The sequence below is a fragment of the Vibrio gigantis genome (assembly GCF_024347515.1).
GTDB lineage: Bacteria > Pseudomonadota > Gammaproteobacteria > Enterobacterales > Vibrionaceae > Vibrio > Vibrio gigantis.
This window is the reverse complement of the sequence record NZ_AP025493.1, coordinates 1,818,881-1,841,204: the sequence shown is the minus strand read 5'-3', so window position 1 is coordinate 1,841,204 and position 22,324 is coordinate 1,818,881. Positions and strand designations below refer to the sequence as shown.

Here is a 22,324-nt window from a genome sequence, read left to right as displayed (position 1 = left end):
GTGATGGCAACGTTAATGTAAAAAGCAGTATATGATCACAGCTAAAACTGCTCGTCAAATCTATCCACAACTCATTGTTTTTATTATGAAACTACAGTAGAAATGAGTGAAATGATTGCTTCACTCAAGCCTTATTCCACCACGTTTTTTCATGACCTGGCCCTACTAATTATCCCTTATACGTTTATAAGATAAATATTTTAAAAATTACTACTTATTCTCTGCCACACATGTAAATTTGTAAGACTTTCCAGAGTCAATTCTCTTAGAATTAAAACCAAGCGCTTGGAATATATTTTTAATATTCCTTGTAATTTTAGCTTGGCCTATATTCTCATCTTTACGTTCAGAAATTTTGAGTTTATTTGGAAGAATATGATTGATGATGCTTCTATGGTTATATAGTTCCTTATCTATACCTATAAATGAACCATGAAAGTTTTTACCTTTATACTCTTCTCTGCTAGAGATAATAATAAAGTCTTGAACTAAACCGACCTTAAGTATACTTCGAAGGAGTAGAGCTGCATCGAGTTTAGTTTTCTCAATTGCTGAGCCTAACTGACCAATACTTCTCCCTGTCCTGATAATTTCTAACACATCTTTATCAAAGTGAGGATTTTTTTTCTTACCATAAAAACCACTTGGTAAATTATCAAATGAATCTTCAACAATATTGAACTTCAACTTAGCTAAGGTTAGTTTAAGAGCATCATAAAAATTATCAATCAGCACTTTCTTTCTAAATTCGATACTAGACTCTATCCAATCCTCAGGAGAATTATTATATTTATTATGGTCTAACGTGCTCGGTGTAGATAGACCAAAAATGCCAAATCGGATCTTCTTTGCTTTCCGTAATCGTCTAGAAGACTGTATTATTTCCTTAGGCGTCAGAATTTTATCACATAAACAATAAACGGTATCCGTGTAATTCGATTCAATACTGAAGCCTTCTTTTAAAACTGGACTGCATATAACAGTATGATACTTAAATATTTCCGTATTTGGGCTACGGATAAATTTTTCGACAGCCTCTTCATGGCGTCCTTTCAAAAATTTGCTTGCCACAATAACGAGTATTTTGTTATCCAAGGCACTTATATAATCTACATTGCCATCATCACTAAAAAATCCCGATTCTCTTAAGATAGCATCAACTTTATCTTTTGAAGATGAGAATACAAAACAGTTCTCATTCACATTTTGGATTTTATCAATGATAGTTTGTTTTTCATGACTTCCATTTAAAAGAGATACCTCTATAGACCCAAAATCATGTTCTAGACAAGAATTATATGCGTTCGCAAGTAATACGTTCCTTTCAAGCTTTAACAAGCTTTTGATGACATTTTTTGTTATTTTGTTAGTAATATCCGCGTCCATTAACAACAGTTTCGTATTAGGGTCATTTAATGAATATTGAAGTAATTCTCTAACTATAGATTTTTCACGTTCGTCTATATAGCTATTACTTTTTGAATATAATGCCTCAAAAACTTTTTCCACCTCATCAATAATAATTATATCTGATGACATCACAGAATCTATAATATGCGGTTTACTTAATGATTTTAATGTCGTAGCAATATGTTTACTTTCTTCAATTTCATAGAGAACTGCTTCTGATGTTATAATATGGAAAGGCTCTAATTCTACCATTAACTGACTGACTTTTTCTTGTAGCCTATGCTCATAAGACTGAATTACCGACTTCAAATTTGAAATTATCGATGTTTTTTTTCCTATGCGATGAGCATGAATAACAACGTCTAGAGCCAAATCAGTTTTACCACTACCTGTACCTGATTTTAATAGAGTAATATCAGGTATAAACTTCCACAAGTCCCCTCGCCCCATACCTCGCAAACGTTTTAAATATAGGATATTCAACTCACTATTGCCATTAATTGCACCTTCAAAATAAATAAAAGAACCAGGATCAGTCACTTCTTTTGAAAAAACCAATGACTCATCAACTATATGATGAACAAAATTTTCGGCTGACTTTCTTTTAATCTCTACAACTGAGGTTAAATCTAGATCTAATGAAAATGCAATTGCACTATCTATATCTTCTTGACTAAATTGATCTTTTACAGATTTTCTAGCTTTCAACATAGCCATTGATGTGCAAAAGTTCGATGCATTATGCCTTGTCAAAAATTCATATACAGATAAATAGTAATTAAAAGTTATGTCTTCAATAAGTGGGTTACTTAAAAACTCAAATATTACGTTTCCATCAAGATCATGAAAGAGCATGCTTTTTATATTGGATATATTTGATTCTTTATAAATAAAAAAATTATTAAACATTGAAAACGAGACTTTTTCATCAGAGATATAAATCGCTTTCAACCAATTTTTAACTATAAGACCTCGTTTATGATATTCTAAAACTCTTTGTATATCATTAACATGTTTAATATGTATGACTCTTCGATTATCGTACATAGCCCATTCTGGAAGCATATCTGATAATACAATGATGCACTCATTACATTTTTTATTTCCATGTAATGAGAAATACTCTTTACTGTTTTCCATTAAATTATAATCATATGAAAATTGATGTATTACTATCAATCAAAGCGAGATACCTTATCGTGAATGACACTGTTCCGTACCTTCACCCAACTGTCCTATTAAAATAAAAATGCTTTGTAAATCTAACATATTACATGAATTCCCGACTGATTGTCATAGTAACAAGTCTCTAATGAATGACGACTTGTGACCCCTTAACCTTATAGTAGTACAGCAACTCCATGTTTATTGGCGCAGCTACGCTGCGAGAAACGATAGGTAAGCCCTGTGTCGTGTCCGTGCCCAACTGTGTGTCTTCGTTTCTCCCGCTTCCTTTACGCTATGCACTTTTTACGTGAATATATAAATTTGACGATAAGTGCATAGCTGACGTCATCCCACCATTTGGTATTGCACAGCTTCGCTGTGCTGACTGACGCAGCTGCGCTGCGAGAAACGATAGGTAGGATCTGTGTCGTATCCGTGCCCAACTATGTTTCTTCGTTTCTCCCGCTTCCTTTGCGCTATGCACTTTTTACGTGAATATATAAATTTGACGATAAGTGCATAGCCGACGTCATCCCACCATTTGGTATTGCACAGCTTCGCTGTGCTGACTGACGCAGCTGCGCTGCGAGAAACGATAGGTAAGCCCTGTGTCGTGTCCGTGCCCAACTGTGTTTCCTCATTTCTCCCGCTTCCTTTACGCTATGCACTTTTTACGTGAATATATAAATTTGACGATAAGTGCATAGCTGACGTCATCCCACCATTTGGTATTGCACAGCTTCGCTGTGCTGACTTGACGCAGCTGCGCAGCGAGAAACGATAGGTAGGCTCTGTGTCGTATCCGTGCTCAACTGTTTTATGGCCAGAAATTACACTTCAAGTAACTGATAGAAGTGCCTTAGCGTATATACTCACTTCTCTAATCCCAATAACCAATGTAATATGAAGTAGTCAATCAATCTTAAGGCCATGATAGTTTGAAGTTTTACGTTGTCTCAGACCTACATCTCGACATACACGGAATACGACGTGATTTTTGGCATGACTTCGATAAAGAAGCTACTTTGATCGTTGCAGGTGACACGGCGAACGGTCTCTCAGGCATAGCATACGTAAAGAATGTACTTTGCCGCCACTTTAAAACAGTCATCATCATTGCTGGAAACCATGAATGGTATAGCAATAAAAGTAAATCCTACTGTAAAAAAAGCGCACTCCTTGGCGACGAATCCATTACCAAATCTGGCGTTATCAAAGATTATACGAGTTCAGTACTAGTAAAGCTTAAGGCTCATAGCGATACTACTAAAAACCTGTTCTTTTTGAATAATGAATCGATTGAGTTGGAAGGATTCACTATCTTTGGTGGAACGCTCTGGTTTCCTATCCATACATACTCTGCCGAGCTTGTAGAAGCATATTCTGAGTTGATGAACGACATTAAGTTTATTGACAGCTCAATGATTGAAGAGCAGTACAAATCGTTCGTTAAGAACCTACCAGAAAAAGTTGATCTTGTTGTTTCACATCATCTTCCTTCTAAAGAAGCCTTCGCCTCAGAAGTAAATTCCAACAGTGTCTATACTCCCTATTACCAAGCAGGGCTAAGTAATGATTTGATTTCAAGAGCGAGGTTTTGGGTGGCTGGACATCAACATAATGCTGTAGAGAAAGTCATCGCTGACGGTAATACCACCTTAATTTGTAACCCCAAAGGCTCTGTCCGCTTGAGCAGTGGATTACTTTCTAAGAAAGCTTATACCCTCTAACCGCTAAATAACAACATACTTTCCATATGCAAGTCCTGGTTGGTTTCCTCTTCTACACCTTTCCATGAATTTCGCATTGATCATCTGAAATAGGGCTGAAAGTAAATGAGGTACACAAGTAACCACTCTGTTATTGTTTAAACCAGTTTGTAGTTCACTGCTTTATGAAAGTGAGGCTCCCCATTGTTCATATCGAGTTTTTCCGAGCAATAAGGACAAAAGCGAATATTAAACGCCGTTTGCCATAAAAGTTCTCCCACATTATTGATTTCCGTGCTTAGCTCCAAGTCTCTTTCTTTTGCAGTTTCTGAAATGAATAGAAACCATTGTCGATCTGATGTGTAATGATCAGTGAAATAGATAACAACCTCTTCTGGCATACGTTCACATTGATGCTGTTTATTCATGCATTCACCTTCGGATTTTATGAGTTTATCTGTCTAAAAGAATACGAAGTTTTCTGATGTTTCAGTCGCTACGTTTCTTCTCGATTTATACCTGTTACAACCATATAGCCCAGGAACACGAGACTCCTTTTGGTTCGGGCTTTGCTGATATAAATTGTTGGTAACGGACTTTTCTTTAGTTCCAGAATACCTAAAGCGCTCGAGTTGATCTTCAACTGTTAATGAATTAGCTTTAAAAATTGCTTCTTCATCTGAAATACATAAAATATTATTATCGACATTCTTATCAGAAACAATTTCAACACTTCTTTTATTGATGTAATGATACTTTCTTTTTTTCTGATTTTTCAGTTCAACACTCATAACTATATCCATTAAAAATAAAACCAACAACTTTAATTAACCATAATTAACCCCCTCTGTAAAGAATATTTTAAAACTTTATATTTCCCTTAATTTAATAATTAAACATTTAATAATTAAATTCCAAAAAAATATAACCACCTGTAGTTATGACTATATAGATCTATCAACTTAATGTTGTGTTAATATTAAACATAACATAGAATAATGTAGCTAAAGCCAATAACTTTAATCATTTTTAATGTAAGGAGTTCCATCTTGAAAATGATTTTCGAAATGCAGTATCGGCGTACAGAAAAGTTTATCTATAAACGTGAGGAGATCTGCTCAATCTTTAGAAGTGATGATATTGAGCAGATCATTGCAAAATATGACTACATTGTCAGTATTGATTTAGAGCGATTTGTTTACTTGCGTTCGACATTGCCGCCTGATTTCTTTGACAAACTAGCCTTGTCACTGCGAGAAGGCGAACTGTGTTACATCTCTTTCGAAGATGCCCTATCACGTTGGAGTGTTATCTCCCAAATTCCAATGGTTTTAATTCTCGGCACGACTGGGAAGTCGGGGTTTTATAAGACTAGATTTGGCAGCATTGAGTTTGTGCATGTTCCTCATAGCCATGAAGTAATAATGGCTAACACAACTGAACCTTATGACACTATTCGTCTTGCAAAGAAACTTTTCGCTTTTGAGGATTTAAAAAGGATTGATAGAAACATGCACCTTATCGATTACGAAGAGCTATACGCTGAAGATTAAATTGATAAAAACAGGCTTCATACATTCGATTCAAAAACATTTGACAATTACTAATTAAGGCATTAGCTTTGTAATTGTGTAATTTAAGCCCCAATTTTACGCATTTAAATTAATCTATAATAAATTAAACATTAAATCTTTTTTGGGGAGGTTTGATTTATTAAGGATTAATTTATGAGTTTTGCTATATCTAAGAATCAAAAAGCACTGTCATCACAGCCTAACTATGTTGAGGCCAGTTCTCTTGTTACCTTAAATTTCAGTGTATTAAAACACCATCCTCGAACAGTTCATTTTCAAGACCCCATTGATTTATTTGTTGTATTCGCTCAAGCCCATACACTTGTATGTTTATCACATCAGTACTCAGAAGATAGAAGTCTTTTATCTGGGCGTTTATCAAATCGCTTTCTTCATCAAGTTGAGAGTTTTGATGACATTCTAGATGTCGTGTTTACGATGAACAAATCGAACTTCATGAAAACACATTGCGAAGATAATCAGTTAAAGATTTATTTCAATGATGATTTATCTGATTCTGAAAGAATCATTTCAAATTGTTTTTCATTACAAGAGTGGCTTTGTCGATTAAGTCAACGTTCATCATTATAATTATGCACTTCCTCACCCCATCGATTTTGCCAGTGCATCCGCACTGGCTTTTTTTTTTTAATCAGTCAGTATCAATCTTAAACGTTGTGACCTTAACCTCAACTTCACGATTTTTCACTTCCCTGCCTATAAAAGCCCCCCCCTGACCTTTCCCCTTAAAGACCGCGTTGTATTTCACCAAAACACGCTTAATACGTTATAATATGCAACTATTCTTTTAGTACAAACTAGGTTAGGAAAGTTGACAACTCAAGCAGACAAACTTCGCCATATGGTTCATACGATACTAGAAAGCGATGCTCTTCACTCCCACCAAGTCAATGCAGCAACAAAAACATTTAATGCTTTTATTGGCGACGTTCGAGCAGTGGTAACGGCGGCTGAAATGCAAGCTGGTAAATCAGGAATAGCTCTAGCCCTATGCTGCTTACAAAGACTCAGTTTAAGTGACACCGATATCTGTGACCGCAAGCAGCTTAAAGATACACTTTACTTAGTCACCATGCCCGATACCGCACTAAAAGAACAAGCCGAAGCTGATCTGAGATTGGCGAAGAATGTAGTCGTCAGTAACTTTGTTAATTTTGAAAAAGCGTTAGAGAATGACTTTAAAGGTAATCCGCCTAAGCTGATCATCATTGATGAATGTCACTACGGTTCAAACGTATCCGCTGTCAGATATAGCAAGATTTTTGATTACCTTGAACAAGAGAACGATAGCTGTAAAGTTGTATTCATTTCAGCTACTCCTTTCGGCGCTCTTTATGGAGCTGAAACTGAATATCAAGAGGCGATTGAAATTCAGGAAGAAGCCGAATGTGATGACGATCAAGCTCTTATTCTTGAGGCTCAAGAAGCCGCCCAAAACGCACTTAAAGACTCTATTTTGAGGCGTGATTTCAACACTCGATTAGTATTCCACAAAACCAGCGATGAATATTATGGTGTCCGTGAAATGCTGAAAAGTGGCAAAGTTAAAGGTCTCGAGCAAGACACTAAAAACTTCCTAGTTGACTCACCAGAGCGTAACGAGTTTATCCAGCAATTTAAATCTCACGAAGGTATGGGGTGGTCTTTAGTCCGAGTTCCCGCTGGATTCGCAATGGATGCAAAAAAGTTTTTGATCAGCCAAGGCATCGACGAGAGTTCTGTCTATATTCTGGGAAACTCTCTTTCAGGCGTCCCTGAAGATGAGCATTGCAGTATAGAACGTTTTAAACGTGAGTTTGATGACGCTCTTATCTTTGAGGATAAGCTAATTGCAATCACGGTTGCTGGAGCAAGAGCTGGCATCAACTTTGGTGCTATGATGAAAAACAATTTAATCTCGACTTGGGATAGCACTGTTGCTAGCGTTGCAGCAGTCGTACAAGCCAACATAGGTCGTGCCTGTGGTTACCACGGTAATAATTCATCACTACACTTTACGAACCTAAATGCAACAGAAGCCTATGCATCTATTTTGGATCACTTAGAGAAAACTTGTTCTGAGGAAGCTGCATCTGACTTTGATGGACTAAAAGAGTTCTTTGAAGATGTGTGTCAAGAGTATCAAGTCAATGGGTTAGATGTTGGTTTAACGATCAAATACAAGCGTAGACGACCTATCGGTGATGTTGAAACCTATCGAACAGACAGTTATATCGCTGTACCAGCCAAACTATTGGATGACGAAGCGGACTTTACGCAATACACCAGAGACAAACACCTTCTTCAAGCTATTGACATAATTCGCAATGAGTTTACTGCCAAAGGAGCGCCAAGTGTCAAAGGCAATAGAGCGATGCGTGGTAAAAAGAAGAACTGGATAAAAGCTCAATGGGTAAATGGTGATAGCTACAATAATCCTGAAAAAGCTCATGCAGACGGTACTCAGGAAGAGAAAGCAAAGCTCTACACGACAATGCTCGACAACGGTGAGTATCTTGAGTTTAACCGTGTTGTCGCTCCTGGTTCAGGCGAACTATCAGAAAACAAGCTAGTTACAGCGACCATATTCAGCATATACAACATTTCTCGTCGCCAGGTTGATAAAAAAATCATGACCTTAGAAGAGGTTTATGACATGTGCGATTATTTCGATATCGAGCGAGACGACACTATGTTTGTACTCTACAAGCGTGGTGAATACGATATCGAGCGTTCTATCGCAAAGAAACAGCATAATGAATTGCCTGAAAAATCTGGAGATCTAAGCGATGAATCTCATTTTTCAGATAAAACCTAACCTGTACACAACTAATCTTAGTGGGGGCTTGTTAGCTCCCATTTTCGGTACTAACCATGAATAATTCTGATAAGCACCGCAAACTTACTGAGCATACAATCTCAAATAATACGTATCTACACCAGCGTGAAGCGGCACAACAAGCATTCAACCAGTTTAAAGCGGGATCTAGAGCAGTCGTCATTGCTGCGGAAATGCAATCTGGTAAATCAGGGGTTGCACTTGCCCTATCTTGCTTGCAAAGACTTTCGCTTTCAGATGAAGTGATAATCGACAGGAAATGTCTGAAAGACACGTTATATTTAGTAACCATGGCGGACCTTGCGCTTCAAGAACAGGCCAAACAAGACCTGTCTGCTAGCAAAAACGTGGTCGTCAGTAATTTTACAAATTTTGAATCCGCACTAAAGACACACTTCAAGTTTCAAGCTCCTAAACTGATCATTATTGATGAGTGCCACTATGGTTCAAGCAGTGATAGCGTGCGATACGACAAGGTTTTCAATTACCTTGAGCATGACAACCGCCACTGCAATGTTGCCTTTGTCTCTGCAACTCCGTTTAGTGCGCTATATGCGGCTGGTGCAGACTCGATACTCCGCCACAACTTTAATACTTCATTAGTCTTTCACAAAACAAGTGACGAGTACCATGGTATTAGGCAAATGCATCGGAGCAACCAGATCATTAAGCTTGATGAAAACTCGCGAGACTTTTGTGAAAGCTCTTTACTGAGAAATCGTTTTATTCGGCAAATCAAAGAACATGAAGGCTCTGGTTGGTCATTAATTCGAGTACCTAGCAGTCAGGCAAAAATTGCAAGAGATGTTTTGCTCTCTAATGGTATTGAGCCACATCAAATACATATTATTGGTCAAAAACTAGTAGGTCTCGAAGATCATGAACTCTGCTCTATTGATGACTTTAAGCGTGAATACGAAACTGCTGCATTATTTGATGACAAGCTGATAGCAATCACTGTCGCGGGATTTAGGGCTGGCGTTAACTTCGGTCAAGAGATGAAAGAAACACTTATCAACTCTTGGGATAGCACGATTGCTAATATTGCAGCGGTTGTACAAGCTAATATTGGTCGTGCTTGTGGCTACCACAAGAATACAACAGCAAAGCACTACACTAACCTAGATGCTGTCAGAGCCTATGGTGAGCTACTTGATCACTTAGAGTCAAACCACAATAGCCACGAGTTTGATGGGCTGCATCAGCTATTCGAACAAATTTGCTCTCGCTATGACGTCAAGGGCTTTGATCGTGGCACCACAATAGCCCCCACATGCGAAACTAAAGTAAAAAAGAAGGTTATCGATACCAAGTCTTATTTAACAAAACGTTATTTGGTCGTTCCAGGAAAACTAAAAGAGCCTGACTTCGATTTTTCTGTGTATACAGCTGATCAAGAACTCTTAGACGCCATCAAATTAATCCGTAAAGAGCTAATCGTTGAAGATGGGCCTTACAGAAAGAAAAACCGCGCTCTACGTGGCGAACACCAGAACTGGATAAAGGCGCAGTGGGTAAACGGTGCCACTTATGACGATGGCACTCAAAGCTGTGCAAAATCGAGAACATTAAACTTTATTTCTCGGTTAAATTCTGGTGAGAAAGTGGCATTTAACCAGATAGTAAACCCTGGTGGAGGCGAAAAAACTGAAGATAAGCGAGTTATGGCGAGTATATTTAGTACTTATAACCTTTCTGGTCAGATGGACGCTTTCAAGCGTTCTTTAGATTCGGATGATCTGGAAGAAATTTGTGGGCTACTAGGTGCAGAACATGATAACAACACCCTGATCGTACTTTACCAAAGAGGAGCATTATCAGAGGTTTTTGATGATAACCAACCTATTAACCACGAAGTCCAAACCTCCCGCATACGACATAACAGTGTCTTCTAGGTACAACAAAGCCGCGATGTTCGCGGCTTTGTTTTAAATACACTAGTTGAAGTATTGCCTAACAGTGACAATCGTGCTGCTTAGCTTTCGCTATCATTGTTTTCTGCTCTTCGATGGTTTCTTTAACCACCTTATCAAAAAACTTACGTTTCTCACCTGAAGAAGCGTTACGCACAAACTCAGAGAAAGGGGTTGATTTTACCTTTTCACGCTTTGTAGTGAACATCCTACCCTCCATTACTTATTTAAGCCAACGATGGCTTCTAAGGACTCGCGATTGTACTTTTTACGCAGAAGTGCGTCAATATCACTTACATTAAAATGAGGCCTTTCGTTCCTTCCGTCAATGTTTTTCTCAATGAAAATGATATCAACTTGATCTTGGAAAAGCTTTTTCAACTCACTGACTACTCTTTGTGACTCCATAAACTGATTCACAAATACTTCTTCAGGAACCCTTCTTCCCTCGACGATCTCTCTTGCTTTAACTAAACACCAAGCCTGCTCTGGCTCTTGATAAACAAAGATTATAAGAACATAGCGATTACGTTTTAAAGAACGCTGGATGTTATCTTTGGCTTTTTCAAGACTAGAGAGCGTTGAGTCTAATATAAAACTCACATCCCTTTTTAATGCTCTATCATGAATCGCTTCTACTAAAAGAGTAGCAGGCCTTTGAAATAAGGGCGAATTTATTCCGTCGTAATCCTCAAACACCTTGCGTAACTCATCATTTTCTATATGAACAAGATCTACGCCAGACTCCTTCTTGAAGGTCTTAATCATGTTGCGAGCCGTTTCGGTCTTACCTGCACCAGGAGAACCCGCCATGAAAACCGACACAGCAGACTCCTCCTGAGGTAAGTGATCGACCATTTCTTTTGCTAGCTTCTTTTTGAGCTTCTTGGCTTCTTTAATCGCTTTTTCTGTGATCTGCTCTTCTTGAAATGACATTACTGAGCGTTCCTAACGTTTAATACAGGCGTCAAACACTCCTGTAATGACAGACCACCGTGATTATAGTGATCACCCGACACATAGCCTGAGATGCCAGGAGCCATCGCGATAGAAACACTCGGATTCCAGAACCAAGGTACGACTAAACCATCGTATCGAGCATTACTCTTCAATATCGCACAGCGACGTTGGCGGTTTGTTCCTAATGACTTGTGAATTTCACCTTTTGGCAAGCCATCTGGCACCCATAGCCAGCCGTGGTCAGTTACGATTTTGATTCGCTTCCACCCTGCGTCCAATAGACCTCGGATTCGTGCCACCACATCATCCAGCACCTGCTCGATGTACTGTGGCATCTTTAACTGTTGCTTGTGACCTAAGTTATCTAGGTCTCCTGTTTGCACCCAGGCATAACCATTCGGTTCTCCTGTTTCAAGGCCATCTAAGTATTGCCAGCCTCGCTCAGCAAGTAACTTCTTAAGGTAGTGACTACTAAAAGACGCTTGTGTACTCGCTAGCGCTGGAATGAAGTCATCGTTATCCTCTAAACCCGTGAGCAAATCAGCCAGCGGTGTTACTGCGGCTTTGGCTGTTGCTGTCAATGACGGGAGCGCAGACCATTGAGAAGTGAGATCGGTATTTACATCAATAGCTGAAAGTTTGTTCTCCAGTAGCTTAGCAGTATCGAAACGTAGGCCATCAACAAAGAAAATCACTTGGCTACCAACAGAGTAGTTTGCTGATGTTTCTTTTAACTGTTTATCTCCAGGGTAACCATTCAATCGGACTTGATCTTGGAAGTTAAGCGCCACCCTTTCCAACCACGGTGTATAAATGACAGCCAGCACATCTGCAACCAACTTCTGATGGTGAATATCTTTTGCTTTTGCCATCGCATCTAGCACAGCCGCATCAGCCTGCCAGAAGCGACTGGTATACAACTCCGCCATGCCCGTAGGAGAACCCGAAGTGAATGGAATATCTGTATGCTCAAGAACAATCATAACTTGTTCTAAAATGTCTAACCAAGGTGAAAAGCCTAGTTGAGACCAGATCCAATCTTGGCGAGATTGTTGGTTATGCCACAATGTGGTAAACGTCTGCTTCAGGTTATCACGATTACTGCCTGCTATTTGCTTAAATGCGCCTTCAATAACGGACTCATCACGCAAATTTTCGGATAGATAATTTTGTGCTTCAAAAGCAAGTCCCGATGGTACTACTGTTTTTAAACGGTCCACCAGTGCAGGGAGGTTACTTGCTGTCTCTTCAAATCGTTCCCATACGCCTTGCCACTCACCTTGAGCATCACAGAGCAAATCTAGAGCAAGTGCCGTATTCGCTTCGCTCGGTTCAAAACCGTACCTTGATATACAGGACTGGCTGAAAATATCCCACTTACTGCCTTGCCATTGCTCAGCTTTTTCGGTTGGGTTGTTTAACCATCCCAAAATGTCTTTGATAGGATCATCTAGAACAATAGAGTAGAAATCTTCCGCTTCTAACTTTTTACCCATCAACTTCGTTGCTGGGGTTTCTAGTAGATCGGGCAAAACCTTCAGTATTGCTTCTTGGGTTTTAGTATCTTTTGCAAGGTCGAGTTCTAGACCTACTTTAGGGTTAGTTAGAAACGAGCCAACAGACCAGTCACGTCCAGCCGTGTTATACGCCCACCAGCAACCACGGTATTGCAGCTCAGCCAACGGCTGTAAATACTCAGGGCATTGCTCAATAGCTCGCAAATCTTTTCGCCCAACGCCAGGAAGATAAATGATTGGCGTTTTATCTTCTGGTAGTTTGCAATCTTCTAGTTTTGCAGCAATCGCACACTTAACCCAAATCGCTGGGCCTGTACGCTCTTCTGGTTTGTATTCACCGAGTTCAATTAGTTCAGGCAACTGCTGCTTGATGTATGGCATTGCGGATTGCCATTGGCAATCAATGTCTGTCCACAAAATGGCAGCAGGTGCTACTTGAACTGATTTATTAAAAGTTGCTGAGTTTCGCAACTGCTCGATTAAATAATTAACAACTAACATCAAGGTTCCAACGTTGTTTGCAAAGGTCTACTAATTCTTGTTGGCGGCGTTCTAGTACTTCAGGCGTCCATATTGGTTCATTTAGAACCTGCGTTGTCAACACATAGGACGAGATTCCGCTTTTACCGCCGAAATATGCGGTTTTCTTGCGCTCAAAATCAAAATTTGAAGCTTGAGAGTTCCTCCTTTGTGTCAAAGGAACAAGGTTAGCCAAGCGATGTGTCCACTTATCTCTCTCTTCGACATCAGGCCAGTTGTTATCCCAATCACTCTCGACTTCTACTGTTTGGGGTAGTACATGCTCTATAGTGAGTACAGAATGCTCGTACTTAGCTGCCCCATCGGTAAGGAAAGAATCGGTTCTAAGAATAAGGTAATTACGTCTTCGAGCCGTTAGGTGATAAACGTTTCCGTTAATAACGTCAACGAATTCTTGTGCTTCAGCTTGTGTTAGATTTATAGATTCTACATCTGACGAGTCAGACCTCTCGATACAATCAAGCACATCGGCATAACGCTCAATACGTTGGTTAATGTTAGCCGCGCATATATGTAGCTTTGCCGCTAAACGCTCCAGACGAATGATGAAATCCAACACTGCATTACTATCTGTTCCAAATTTAGCAAGGTAGCTTATAGCTACAGGTAACCAATCTGAGTTATCAATCTTGTTCAACCAATAAAGTACCTGGTTAATTTCTCCAGCATTATCTGTAGATAGATAAGCGCAATCACGCGCTATTAGGTACGCATCAGCGTAAGGCATTATGATGTCGTTGATTAGCGTTTCAGGCTCTGGTGTTTTTATTAAAACGTGTTCTTTAAACTCTTCAAGTAACGCACGTTTTGCCTTGGTTTTCGCGTAAATCATTCGAATATAGGTGAGAAGATCATTTAGATCATCTCGACCAGTTTCTACTTCGATCGCTTCCCACGTATCATTAAATTCATCTCGTTTTTGTTCCGCAATCTTGCCTATAGCATCCGCTTTAATGAGATCTGATGGTAGAAGATCTAAACCACGGTTATTCAAGACAGAAAAAACACGAAATGCGGACTGTTGGCTTGGCGATGTCACTGCAACCAAAAAGCAACGCGTCATTAAAAACACGCCAAAATTGATTAGGGACTGTTCGTTAACAAGCGACTTACGTAACTTAGCCTGAAGTAGCAAAGCATTTTTGCGAATGTTTACCTGAGATTCATTCGCCAACGTAGCTTCATCAATATTAGCAAGCTCATCAAACTTCAGTGTTTGGACTGTATTGGCAAAAAACTCTCGATCACGCTGTCGAAGTGCCAAACGAGGTTTTGCTGGAATACCCTGAAATTTCTTTCCTGGCTCCTGAATGTAGGTAAAACATTCGTTCCGTGCTTCGTCATCTTCCATCAACGAAGTCAATGCGGCGATCAATATGGTTAATGTTGTAAGCCGCTGTTGACCATCAATAACTTGCGAATGAGGTTTATTTTCCTCTTTCACCAAAACAATACTACCGAGGAAATAACTTTCCTCGGCTTCATGTTGATAAAAATCGTACAGGTCGTCGAATAGCTCTCCTGCTTGTTCTGTCGTCCAAGCATAAGGGCGCTGATACGGAGGGATTTCATAATCGAAATCTGAACTAAAGATTTTAGAAAGGGCATACTCTGCCCCAGTAATGTTTTTAGACACCTGAAGACTCCTTAGCTTCCCTAGCCGCTTTCTTTTCAGCGAGCGTCAGGTGATGGTCGTTAATACGACTACCCTCTTTCTCTCCGTAGACTGGGCCAAGATCAAACCATGGAGCGGAAGCGACATCTGTGCCTCGGTCTTTTTTCCAGTGGATGTTTGGCTTGCCACGGAGTACACCTGCGCCTTTTTTACCCACGTCTTTCGCTAGCATAAATGGACGGATGTTCAAACGAACCCCATCATTCAAGTCTGGGTTCCAACCAATAGGTTGTTCTTCTAACGGTTTCCAGCGCACGAATATATCCAAGCCCTTTTCACCTGCCAGGATAGCTTCCAGTTGTTTTTTGAGGTTTTCAGCCGCTGTTAAACGAATGTCTGCGCCATCTTTGCCGTCAGCTAGGTCGCGTTTCTGGGTACTGATCCAGTCATCTAGGTAAGTATAAATCAGGCGTTCAAGCCCTTTGTAATCAAGCTTATGGTAGTTAACAAGAGCTGAGAAGCCATCCTTCAAACCATCCCAAACTTGCCAAATAAATGGACGGTGTTGGAACAGTTTAGAATGCTGGTCAAAGAATTTGTCACGTAACCAGCTTTCTAGATCTTTTGCTTTTACTGCTTTAAGTAGATTTTGTTCGACTGAACTTGTCCACTCATCACCGTAGGCTTTGTGTAAGATTGTTTCTAAACGCTTAGCTGCCGTTTTCTCACCTCGTACAGCTGGAATACAAACAATACCGTCATCATCAATCAAACCAGCAAAGTCAGCGTTCTTCTTCATCACTTCACGCATTTCTGGCGCGAGTTCCATTTCAGGATCAAGTTCCGCAGGCCATTGGTAGCCAAGTAAGCGAGCGATAGCGACTTGAAGTACAGTGTAATCTTGGCGCAAACTTCCAATAGTGGTAGTTTTCGTATCTTCATCCCAAACGACTGAAGCACATGGATGACCGTGGAAAATCCATTGTGTGGGGTCATCTGTATAAGCCAAAGGAAAGCCATTTGGGTACATCACATCAGCCTTAGATGACCACTCACTCAGATTAAATGGAACTTTCACGTAGGTATTACAACTAACCTTAAGGTTTTTATCTATACTTCTGATATCTTTGATGAAGTCGTCAGAGTTCAAGTAGCAATACATCGCTAGAAAGTGCTGCTCGTTCTCTGGAACAATTGTGGCGACATTAGTATCAAAAGAGCCACCGCTATAGGCATTGATAAATAACCTACCCATACCACTAATAGAAATGCCTTTCTTGCTCCAAGCAGCTATACCTGCTTTCCACTTGCCACTAGAGTAACCAGCTTTAGCTTTTTCAGCCATGAAGTTTGCCAACATACCCTGACCGTCTTCCCAGCGGAATATATTAGTAAGGCCTGAGTATGTTTTATCTGCCAAACCTGTTGTCTGTTGATGAATCCACCCCTCGTTGGTTACTTTTCGCTCCCAAAAACGAAATACATAACACGGATCGTCGAAAGATCCCTGTCCATGTAAGCCACCCGCCAGCTCTCCCAACTTCTCTCCAACTTGAATAATATCCAAACTAACTCGGCTATCGGGGTTTGCTAATTGCGCATCTTGTTGTACTTGTTTTAATACACCACACGATAATTGCTTAGCTTTGTCCGAAGTTGTTTTATTGCCACTAACATCGCATCCTTCTATGTAATAGTTAGGTTTAGCTATACTATTTTTAAGCATCAAGAGTACGACATTAACTACTTCGCCACTAATCCCCTCAAAAGCTCCACTCCCAAGCTGATTTAACATGGAAATGGTCTTGTTATTTATAATATTAACTCTGAATTTTTCATAACTTTTTAAAAACATCCAGTTTTGAGGAAGTACTGAACTAGACATACCAAGACTTCCACAAAACCCATAAAATCGCTCAATAAACGTAGTCGCTAGATCCCCTTTAGATTTCGGATAATTATTTTCACAAAATTTTTGCAACAAAGGATCTTGATTACCTCTTTTCAAATATGGCACGTTAGTAACTACCCAGTGATAATTGCTAGCAAGCAACTGCGCATTTTTGATTAGACCTTGTGTGAGATATTTAACTTCATTGCTCACATTTGCTGCTTTTTCTAGTGCAAGATGCATCTGCTCCCATGGTGGAGTTTGGCCATTTTGTAATTCTATTTTCGGTTCAATCAAGCTTCCTAGAGTTGGGGCATCTTTAAAGGTATGCTGCATCCAAGCAATGGCATCTGTTAATGCTTCATCACCTTTTGCTAAGTCATTCCACTCTTTTTGCGCTTCAGCAATCGACATCCCTGAACAGGCCAATTGAAATTCAGGTAACGCACGGTAGCCGCCTGCATTTGGATAGCGCCATGCTTCTAAAGCCAGCGCAAATGCCGCTAGCTCTACACAGCGTTGATCTAGTTCTAAGCCATGGATATTGTCTCGCAGTACCGCATCAACCGCTTGCTTCTCTGACAATCCTTCAAGCTGCATACGCATAGGTACAAGCATTAAGAACACAGCCACTAAGAAGTGACCAGATCCACAGCAAGGGTCAAGTGTTTTAAGCTCTGATAAGTTCTCAGGCCATTTTTCAAACCCACCCGCTGCTGGTTTCCATGATTCTGCGCCCTCTTCTTTAGAGAAGCGAAGGTACTCTAGGGAGACCCCAGGAATAGCCGCTAGCTCACGAAGCTCTTGTTCGTTGTTTGCACGAATTAAATCATCTTGAGAAAGGCGTTTATTGGCCCACCAAGCACCAAGCGCATTGTCAAGTAAGAAACTCACCATATAAGGCTCTGTGAATAACTGCGTTACAGGGCTTAGTTCCTGTGCACCAATTTTCACTCCTGACTTGTTAACCTGATCTTTCTTTTTAGTTTGCCAGAACTGGTAACACCAACCTAAGCTGTCTTGAGCTTGGTAGGTTTGAGGGTCTAGCTGAGCAATCAGACTTTCTAACTCTTCAACGCGGTTCATCGACAGCTTGATATCGAAAACAGGTGAGTCCACACGGAAAATTTGTGGCAGCATTTTTTGTGCTAAGCGACCTGCAAGCTCCCAACCGTCTTTACAATCTGGCTCTTCTTCTGCCAGCTCAAAACATTCGTCCAGAGTGACTGGCGTGTACTCGTCGTACATCAATAGATTGTTTTGCTCTAGGTAACGAGCAAACAGCATACGATGCCAATGCTCATAGGCCATTTCGTTGATTAGTCGTTCAGTTTCCTGTTTACCATCTTTCAGCTTGTCGCCGAGCTGACGAGCGTGGGCACGCAACTTATTACGTAGCGCACGTTCTTCTTCGCTTAAATAGCTTGGAGCTTGAGCTTCTGCCACACCCAAGCGTTGTAGCGCTTCAAATACAGCTTGCTCTACAATATCGCGGGCTTTAACAACCGTATCTTCTAGCTTTTTACGCAGTGTTTTATCTAATGCTTGTCTCATATCGTTCTTCTTAATTCTATTAGTCTGCCCTACCTAGATAAGAGCATTTAGACTATTGAGATAGTGTTCGCTGACCACAAACTTCAAATCGCCTAGGAGAACTCTTCCTAGGCGATGTCCTTTTAGGAGGTGGTTTCAAAAAACAAAGTGATATTACTGTGGTACAACTGGCCCATTTTCTAACTCTGAACGTAGCTCTCGCTCTATTTCAGCTAGCCACTTCTGTAAGTCATCTTCCGTTTCTAGCAATGGTTTATTGAGCTTGCAATACTTCGTTTTAGGTTGAAGTTCACTGATTGCATCTTTCAATACCGCATCGAAGATGCCAGGAAGCAAGGCTACTTTGTCATTCCATCTATCAAAGCTGGTTTCATCTAGCGAGTTGAATACCGAGTCCTCGTCAGCAATATTAATTGCTGGAATAACGTCTAAGCTGCGCTTGTTCAAAAACTCATTACGCTTTGCTTCATCAAGCTTTTGCCAGTTTTCATCTGCTAATAGGTCAGACATACAAGCGCGATGCTCTTCTTCATAGCGTTCACGATGTGCGGTCAACGCCGTGCGAAGTTCATTGGTCGCTTTGTCTAGCAATGGTTTAACTGGGCAAGGTTCAGATAACAAGCTTCGGTTAGTAATGAGCGCCTGTTGTTCTTGTTGCAGCTCTTTGTATATAGCAAGTGGGTAACAGTACTCCATTGCTTGAGTTAACTTCTTCCAAAGCTTCATACGACGTTCAGCTTTATGCGCTTGTTCTTTCCATTGCTGAAAGTCGCTAATCAATTGATCTTTATTATCAAATGCCTTCTGTAATTGATCATTACCTGAGTACATCTCAAGCTCTGATAACAAAGCTGTACTTGGTGCCATAGGTAGTGGCGCGTCACCACCCGCACTACGAGCCACGTTTTTAGCATTAATAATCGCAAAAGGTAGCTTAGTTGCCTCTTCACCCGTATTGCATGCTTCTTCAAGCAAGGTAGAAACCACACCACGAACTTTAATAAGTTGTACTTTAGATAGCGTTACGTTTTCTGGTCGGAACTTAGTTTGCGTTACTGAACTACGATCTAGGCTTTTAGCATCAATCGCACGCTCTTGCACATCTGACCCTCGTAGCACTCCCGCTGCTAACATTGCATATAACGCACCATCTACAACATCTTTACCCCAACCGTATGGCGCATCATAAAAATGATCTCGGATCTCCTTACCCGTTTTCATTGTTCCAATAAAGCGATAGATCTCTGCACACACGGGTTGTTGATTCGCTTCTCCGTTGAAGCCTACCGCTTCAAGCGCATTTGGGTCTGCAAGCTTGCTTGCTTGATCAAAGACTTTAGCCCAGCCACGGCTGTCTGCCATTTTGAATTTGTTGTACAAACGCTGACACGCTAAAGCACCTGCATTTTGGATTTGCTCTGCAAGAGTTTCGCCTTCAACTTCTTGACCACCAGCCAAACGGACTTGTATCTGTGAGAAGATATCGCTCAAATAGCCTTTCTTGGCACGTTCGGCTTCACTTAAGCGCGTTTCCATTGCCTGTAAGGCGTCTTTACCCGCTTCTGTTGTTGCTCGGCCACGAACCTCTAGCGTGTTCTCTGCTGCTTTAAGCGCAACAATGGCATTCTTAAGCTCACTACGGTGGAGAGTTGGCACATAAACGAAGATGGTGGCACCATCTGGATCAGCGCCACGAGAAAGGTCGTTAAATTGCTTCTCGGTTTGCTCTGGTGCCCAGGCATAAATCCGTTTTGTAGCTTCACTTGGCAACTCTGAGTCAAAGGACACGTTGATCACTCGTGGCTCTGCTACTTCACCCTGAGTAATTCGAGCTTGAGCCACTTGCTTAGTAATATAACGCTGGATTTCTTTTGTACGGTACGCCTCTAACGTCTGAGGGTTACCCATAAGATCGTTTTCTTGGCGGCGAAACTCGTCATACCAAGCTTGGCTTTCTACCGTTTGTAAACTGAACTCTCGCCCCTTGTCAGTTTCACGAGCCATGATGAGGTGTTCATCTTCAAGCTGTTGCAGCATCTTTGGCACAAGTGGGCGAAGCTTGTATTTATCGTTTTGTAGATCCTCTAATAGCAAATCAGATAACGTATCTACTGTTGCATAAATGCCGTACTCCATCTCTGCTGGTAGCTTACTAATCAGTAAGATTAGAGAGAGTAAACGACCTTGCAGTTGCGCATCAGCATCACCACCACGCTTACGGCTGATGGTTTCGTAGATATCTTTAGAGATCACACCTGTTTGCAGTAGATTCGTTGAAATCTGATCATAAAGAAAGTCAGCGGGAACAACGTAGCCCAGCTCTTTGTCTGCCGTTGTCTTTAATGCTTCATGCACAACACGGAGTTGGTTACGCAGTTGAGAACCTGTACCCGTTTTATCTAGCGCTGGTAAGATACGCTCCCAAAAACGGCGGCGAACTGGAAGTAGCGGATAGTCTGGCACCATCCACTTCTCATCATCTTTATTGTGCTCAATGGTGCTACCACGTAGATGACGAGAAATCTCACCTAAGTTGTCATCGACGACCGTTTTAACTGCATTTTCTGCTGAAGCTTTCTTTTGAAGGATGACTTTACGAATTACTGCGTCTACATCTGTATCTTCCAACTGCACAGGAACTTGGAAACGACCCATTAAACGTTGGAGGTTTGCCATACCAGACAAGGCACTTTGACCTGTTGCAACAAACAATAGCTTTGACTTAAGTGCACTAGCGCCACTACAGGTCTCGACTACTTCTTGTACATCAAACGCTTTTTGAACGTTGTCACCGATGTACTGTTGCACCTCATCCAGAACAACTAGAGTTAGTGGTAATTCGCCGTCATTGGAAATGGCATCAACAATCGCAGAGACCATTTCATCGTTTGTTACATCATCAACGATCTTGTATTGGGCACGTAGCATCTCGCGCACTTCTTTCAGATCTGCGCCAATGCCAGGAATTGCTTGTAGAACCGCATCATGCATGATTGGGGATACGTGCAAGTTTTTAAGCTCTTTCGTCCAAGGGTCTACACCCTCTTTCACTTTTGCCTTGGCTTCGACAAACGACTTAACTTGTTCAAAAACACCTTCCGCTTTTAGCCACATGACAAAACGTGCTAGGTGATATTGCTCGGGTAAACCTGCTGATTTAAAAATGATGCCAAGAAACGCCATACGAACTTTATCGCCAGCACCTGCCCCCAAAGTGCCTGAAGCTGCATGAAGGCCACCGTTACCAGCTGCAATTGATGATAACTCATCGAAATGCTTCGCAATGTGCTCAGGTAAATCTGCGATTGAACGAGCATCAGAGCCGTTGTTTAGCGTTTGGTTTGTCCAGAGTGTGCGCAGCATTTTAGCAAGGTGAGATTTACCTGAACCAAAGAAGCCACTGATCCATACGCCTGGTTGCTCATTGTTCGTCTTAAACGCTGACAAATAGTTGCTCAGAATGCTGTCCATGCCTTTGGCATATGCTCCATCACAAACGAATGTACGCAACTCATATTCAAGCGTATCTAGAGCACCTTTAGACAGGTCATCCTTTACTTGAGCGACGCCGTTGTTAGCTAAGCGACTACTAACAGGATCGTTTACGAAAATTTCACGGTTTAACATTGAATAAA

Annotated in this window: 14 protein-coding genes; 5 read left to right on the top strand and 9 right to left on the bottom strand. The window is 40.8% G+C overall.

Features of this window, described 5'->3' with window-relative positions; all coding sequences use genetic code 11:
• Nucleotides 1-210: 210 nt before the first annotated feature.
• Complete coding sequence (locus tag OCV56_RS24180; protein WP_086715063.1) at nucleotides 211-2,550, bottom strand: DEAD/DEAH box helicase; 2,340 nt, start codon at nucleotides 2,548-2,550, stop codon at nucleotides 211-213.
• A gap of 965 nt (nucleotides 2,551-3,515) precedes the next feature.
• Here OCV56_RS24180 and OCV56_RS24175 point away from each other — a divergent pair.
• Entirely contained in the window at nucleotides 3,516-4,307 is a 792-nt protein-coding gene (locus OCV56_RS24175; protein WP_086715065.1) for a metallophosphoesterase, read from the top strand.
• A gap of 137 nt (nucleotides 4,308-4,444) precedes the next feature.
• Here the strand turns inward: OCV56_RS24175 and OCV56_RS24170 are convergent, their stop codons facing one another.
• Nucleotides 4,445-4,714, bottom strand: coding sequence for a hypothetical protein (locus OCV56_RS24170; RefSeq protein WP_086715067.1), 270 nt, complete (start codon nucleotides 4,712-4,714; stop codon nucleotides 4,445-4,447).
• A gap of 33 nt (nucleotides 4,715-4,747) precedes the next feature.
• Nucleotides 4,748-5,077 (bottom strand): hypothetical protein, encoded by a 330-nt coding sequence (locus OCV56_RS24165; protein ID WP_086715069.1) that lies wholly within the window; start codon nucleotides 5,075-5,077, stop codon nucleotides 4,748-4,750.
• Nucleotides 5,078-5,353: 276 nt separating this feature from the next.
• Between OCV56_RS24165 and OCV56_RS24160 the strand changes: the two genes are divergently transcribed.
• The 4 genes from OCV56_RS24160 to OCV56_RS24145 all read left to right on the top strand — a co-directional run bounded on the left by OCV56_RS24160 (nucleotide 5,354) and on the right by OCV56_RS24145 (nucleotide 10,594).
• A complete protein-coding gene (locus tag OCV56_RS24160; protein WP_032477421.1) occupies nucleotides 5,354-5,839 on the top strand; it encodes a hypothetical protein in 486 nt (161 codons plus the stop codon).
• Nucleotides 5,840-6,013: 174 nt separating this feature from the next.
• Nucleotides 6,014-6,451 carry a hypothetical protein gene (locus OCV56_RS24155; protein ID WP_005376187.1) on the top strand — a complete coding sequence of 146 codons (438 nt, stop codon included), beginning with the start codon at nucleotides 6,014-6,016 and terminating at the stop codon, nucleotides 6,449-6,451.
• Nucleotides 6,452-6,692: 241 nt separating this feature from the next.
• Nucleotides 6,693-8,678 carry a DEAD/DEAH box helicase gene (locus OCV56_RS24150; protein WP_031778913.1) on the top strand — a complete coding sequence of 662 codons (1,986 nt, stop codon included), beginning with the start codon at nucleotides 6,693-6,695 and terminating at the stop codon, nucleotides 8,676-8,678.
• A gap of 56 nt (nucleotides 8,679-8,734) precedes the next feature.
• A complete protein-coding gene (locus tag OCV56_RS24145) occupies nucleotides 8,735-10,594 on the top strand; it encodes a DEAD/DEAH box helicase family protein (protein WP_086715071.1) in 1,860 nt (619 codons plus the stop codon).
• 58 nt (nucleotides 10,595-10,652) lie between these two features.
• On the opposite strand, the gene OCV56_RS24140 is transcribed toward OCV56_RS24145, so the two are convergent.
• The 6 genes from OCV56_RS24140 to brxC all read right to left on the bottom strand — a co-directional run bounded on the left by OCV56_RS24140 (nucleotide 10,653) and on the right by brxC (nucleotide 22,316).
• Complete coding sequence (locus OCV56_RS24140; protein WP_005376180.1) at nucleotides 10,653-10,820, bottom strand: hypothetical protein; 168 nt, start codon at nucleotides 10,818-10,820, stop codon at nucleotides 10,653-10,655.
• An 11-nt stretch (nucleotides 10,821-10,831) separates the two neighbouring features.
• Entirely contained in the window at nucleotides 10,832-11,548 is a 717-nt protein-coding gene (locus OCV56_RS24135; protein ID WP_005376178.1) for a zeta toxin family protein, read from the bottom strand.
• Nucleotides 11,548-13,590 carry a BREX-1 system phosphatase PglZ type B gene (gene pglZ, locus OCV56_RS24130; RefSeq protein ID WP_130200311.1) on the bottom strand — a complete coding sequence of 681 codons (2,043 nt, stop codon included), beginning with the start codon at nucleotides 13,588-13,590 and terminating at the stop codon, nucleotides 11,548-11,550. The genes OCV56_RS24135 and pglZ overlap by 1 nt, the downstream gene beginning before the upstream one ends.
• A complete protein-coding gene (locus OCV56_RS24125; protein ID WP_086716256.1) occupies nucleotides 13,577-15,265 on the bottom strand; it encodes a DUF262 domain-containing protein in 1,689 nt (562 codons plus the stop codon). Before OCV56_RS24125 ends, pglZ begins: the two co-directional genes overlap by 14 nt.
• Nucleotides 15,258-18,689, bottom strand: coding sequence for an Eco57I restriction-modification methylase domain-containing protein (locus OCV56_RS24120; protein WP_150330725.1), 3,432 nt, complete (start codon nucleotides 18,687-18,689; stop codon nucleotides 15,258-15,260). The genes OCV56_RS24125 and OCV56_RS24120 overlap by 8 nt, the downstream gene beginning before the upstream one ends.
• A 153-nt stretch (nucleotides 18,690-18,842) precedes the next feature.
• Entirely contained in the window at nucleotides 18,843-22,316 is a 3,474-nt protein-coding gene (gene brxC, locus OCV56_RS24115) for a BREX system P-loop protein BrxC (protein WP_086712895.1), read from the bottom strand.
• Nucleotides 22,317-22,324: the final 8 nt, after the last annotated feature.

Bases quoted from the DNA above. Each gene is read 5' to 3' on its own strand.
- OCV56_RS24180 (WP_086715063.1), bottom strand. From the start codon at position 2,550: ATGGAAAACAGTAAAGAGTATTTCTCATTACATGGAAATAAAAAATGT.
- OCV56_RS24170 (WP_086715067.1), bottom strand. From the start codon at position 4,714: ATGAATAAACAGCATCAATGTGAACGTATGCCAGAAGAGGTTGTTATC.
- OCV56_RS24165 (WP_086715069.1), bottom strand. From the start codon at position 5,077: ATGAGTGTTGAACTGAAAAATCAGAAAAAAAGAAAGTATCATTACATC.
- OCV56_RS24160 (WP_032477421.1), top strand. From the start codon at position 5,354: ATGCAGTATCGGCGTACAGAAAAGTTTATCTATAAACGTGAGGAGATC.
- OCV56_RS24155 (WP_005376187.1), top strand. From the start codon at position 6,014: ATGAGTTTTGCTATATCTAAGAATCAAAAAGCACTGTCATCACAGCCT.
- OCV56_RS24145 (WP_086715071.1), top strand. From the start codon at position 8,735: ATGAATAATTCTGATAAGCACCGCAAACTTACTGAGCATACAATCTCA.
- OCV56_RS24140 (WP_005376180.1), bottom strand. From the start codon at position 10,820: ATGTTCACTACAAAGCGTGAAAAGGTAAAATCAACCCCTTTCTCTGAG.
- OCV56_RS24135 (WP_005376178.1), bottom strand. From the start codon at position 11,548: ATGTCATTTCAAGAAGAGCAGATCACAGAAAAAGCGATTAAAGAAGCC.
- pglZ (WP_130200311.1), bottom strand. From the start codon at position 13,590: ATGTTAGTTGTTAATTATTTAATCGAGCAGTTGCGAAACTCAGCAACT.
- OCV56_RS24120 (WP_150330725.1), bottom strand. From the start codon at position 18,689: ATGAGACAAGCATTAGATAAAACACTGCGTAAAAAGCTAGAAGATACG.
- brxC (WP_086712895.1), bottom strand. From the start codon at position 22,316: ATGTTAAACCGTGAAATTTTCGTAAACGATCCTGTTAGTAGTCGCTTA.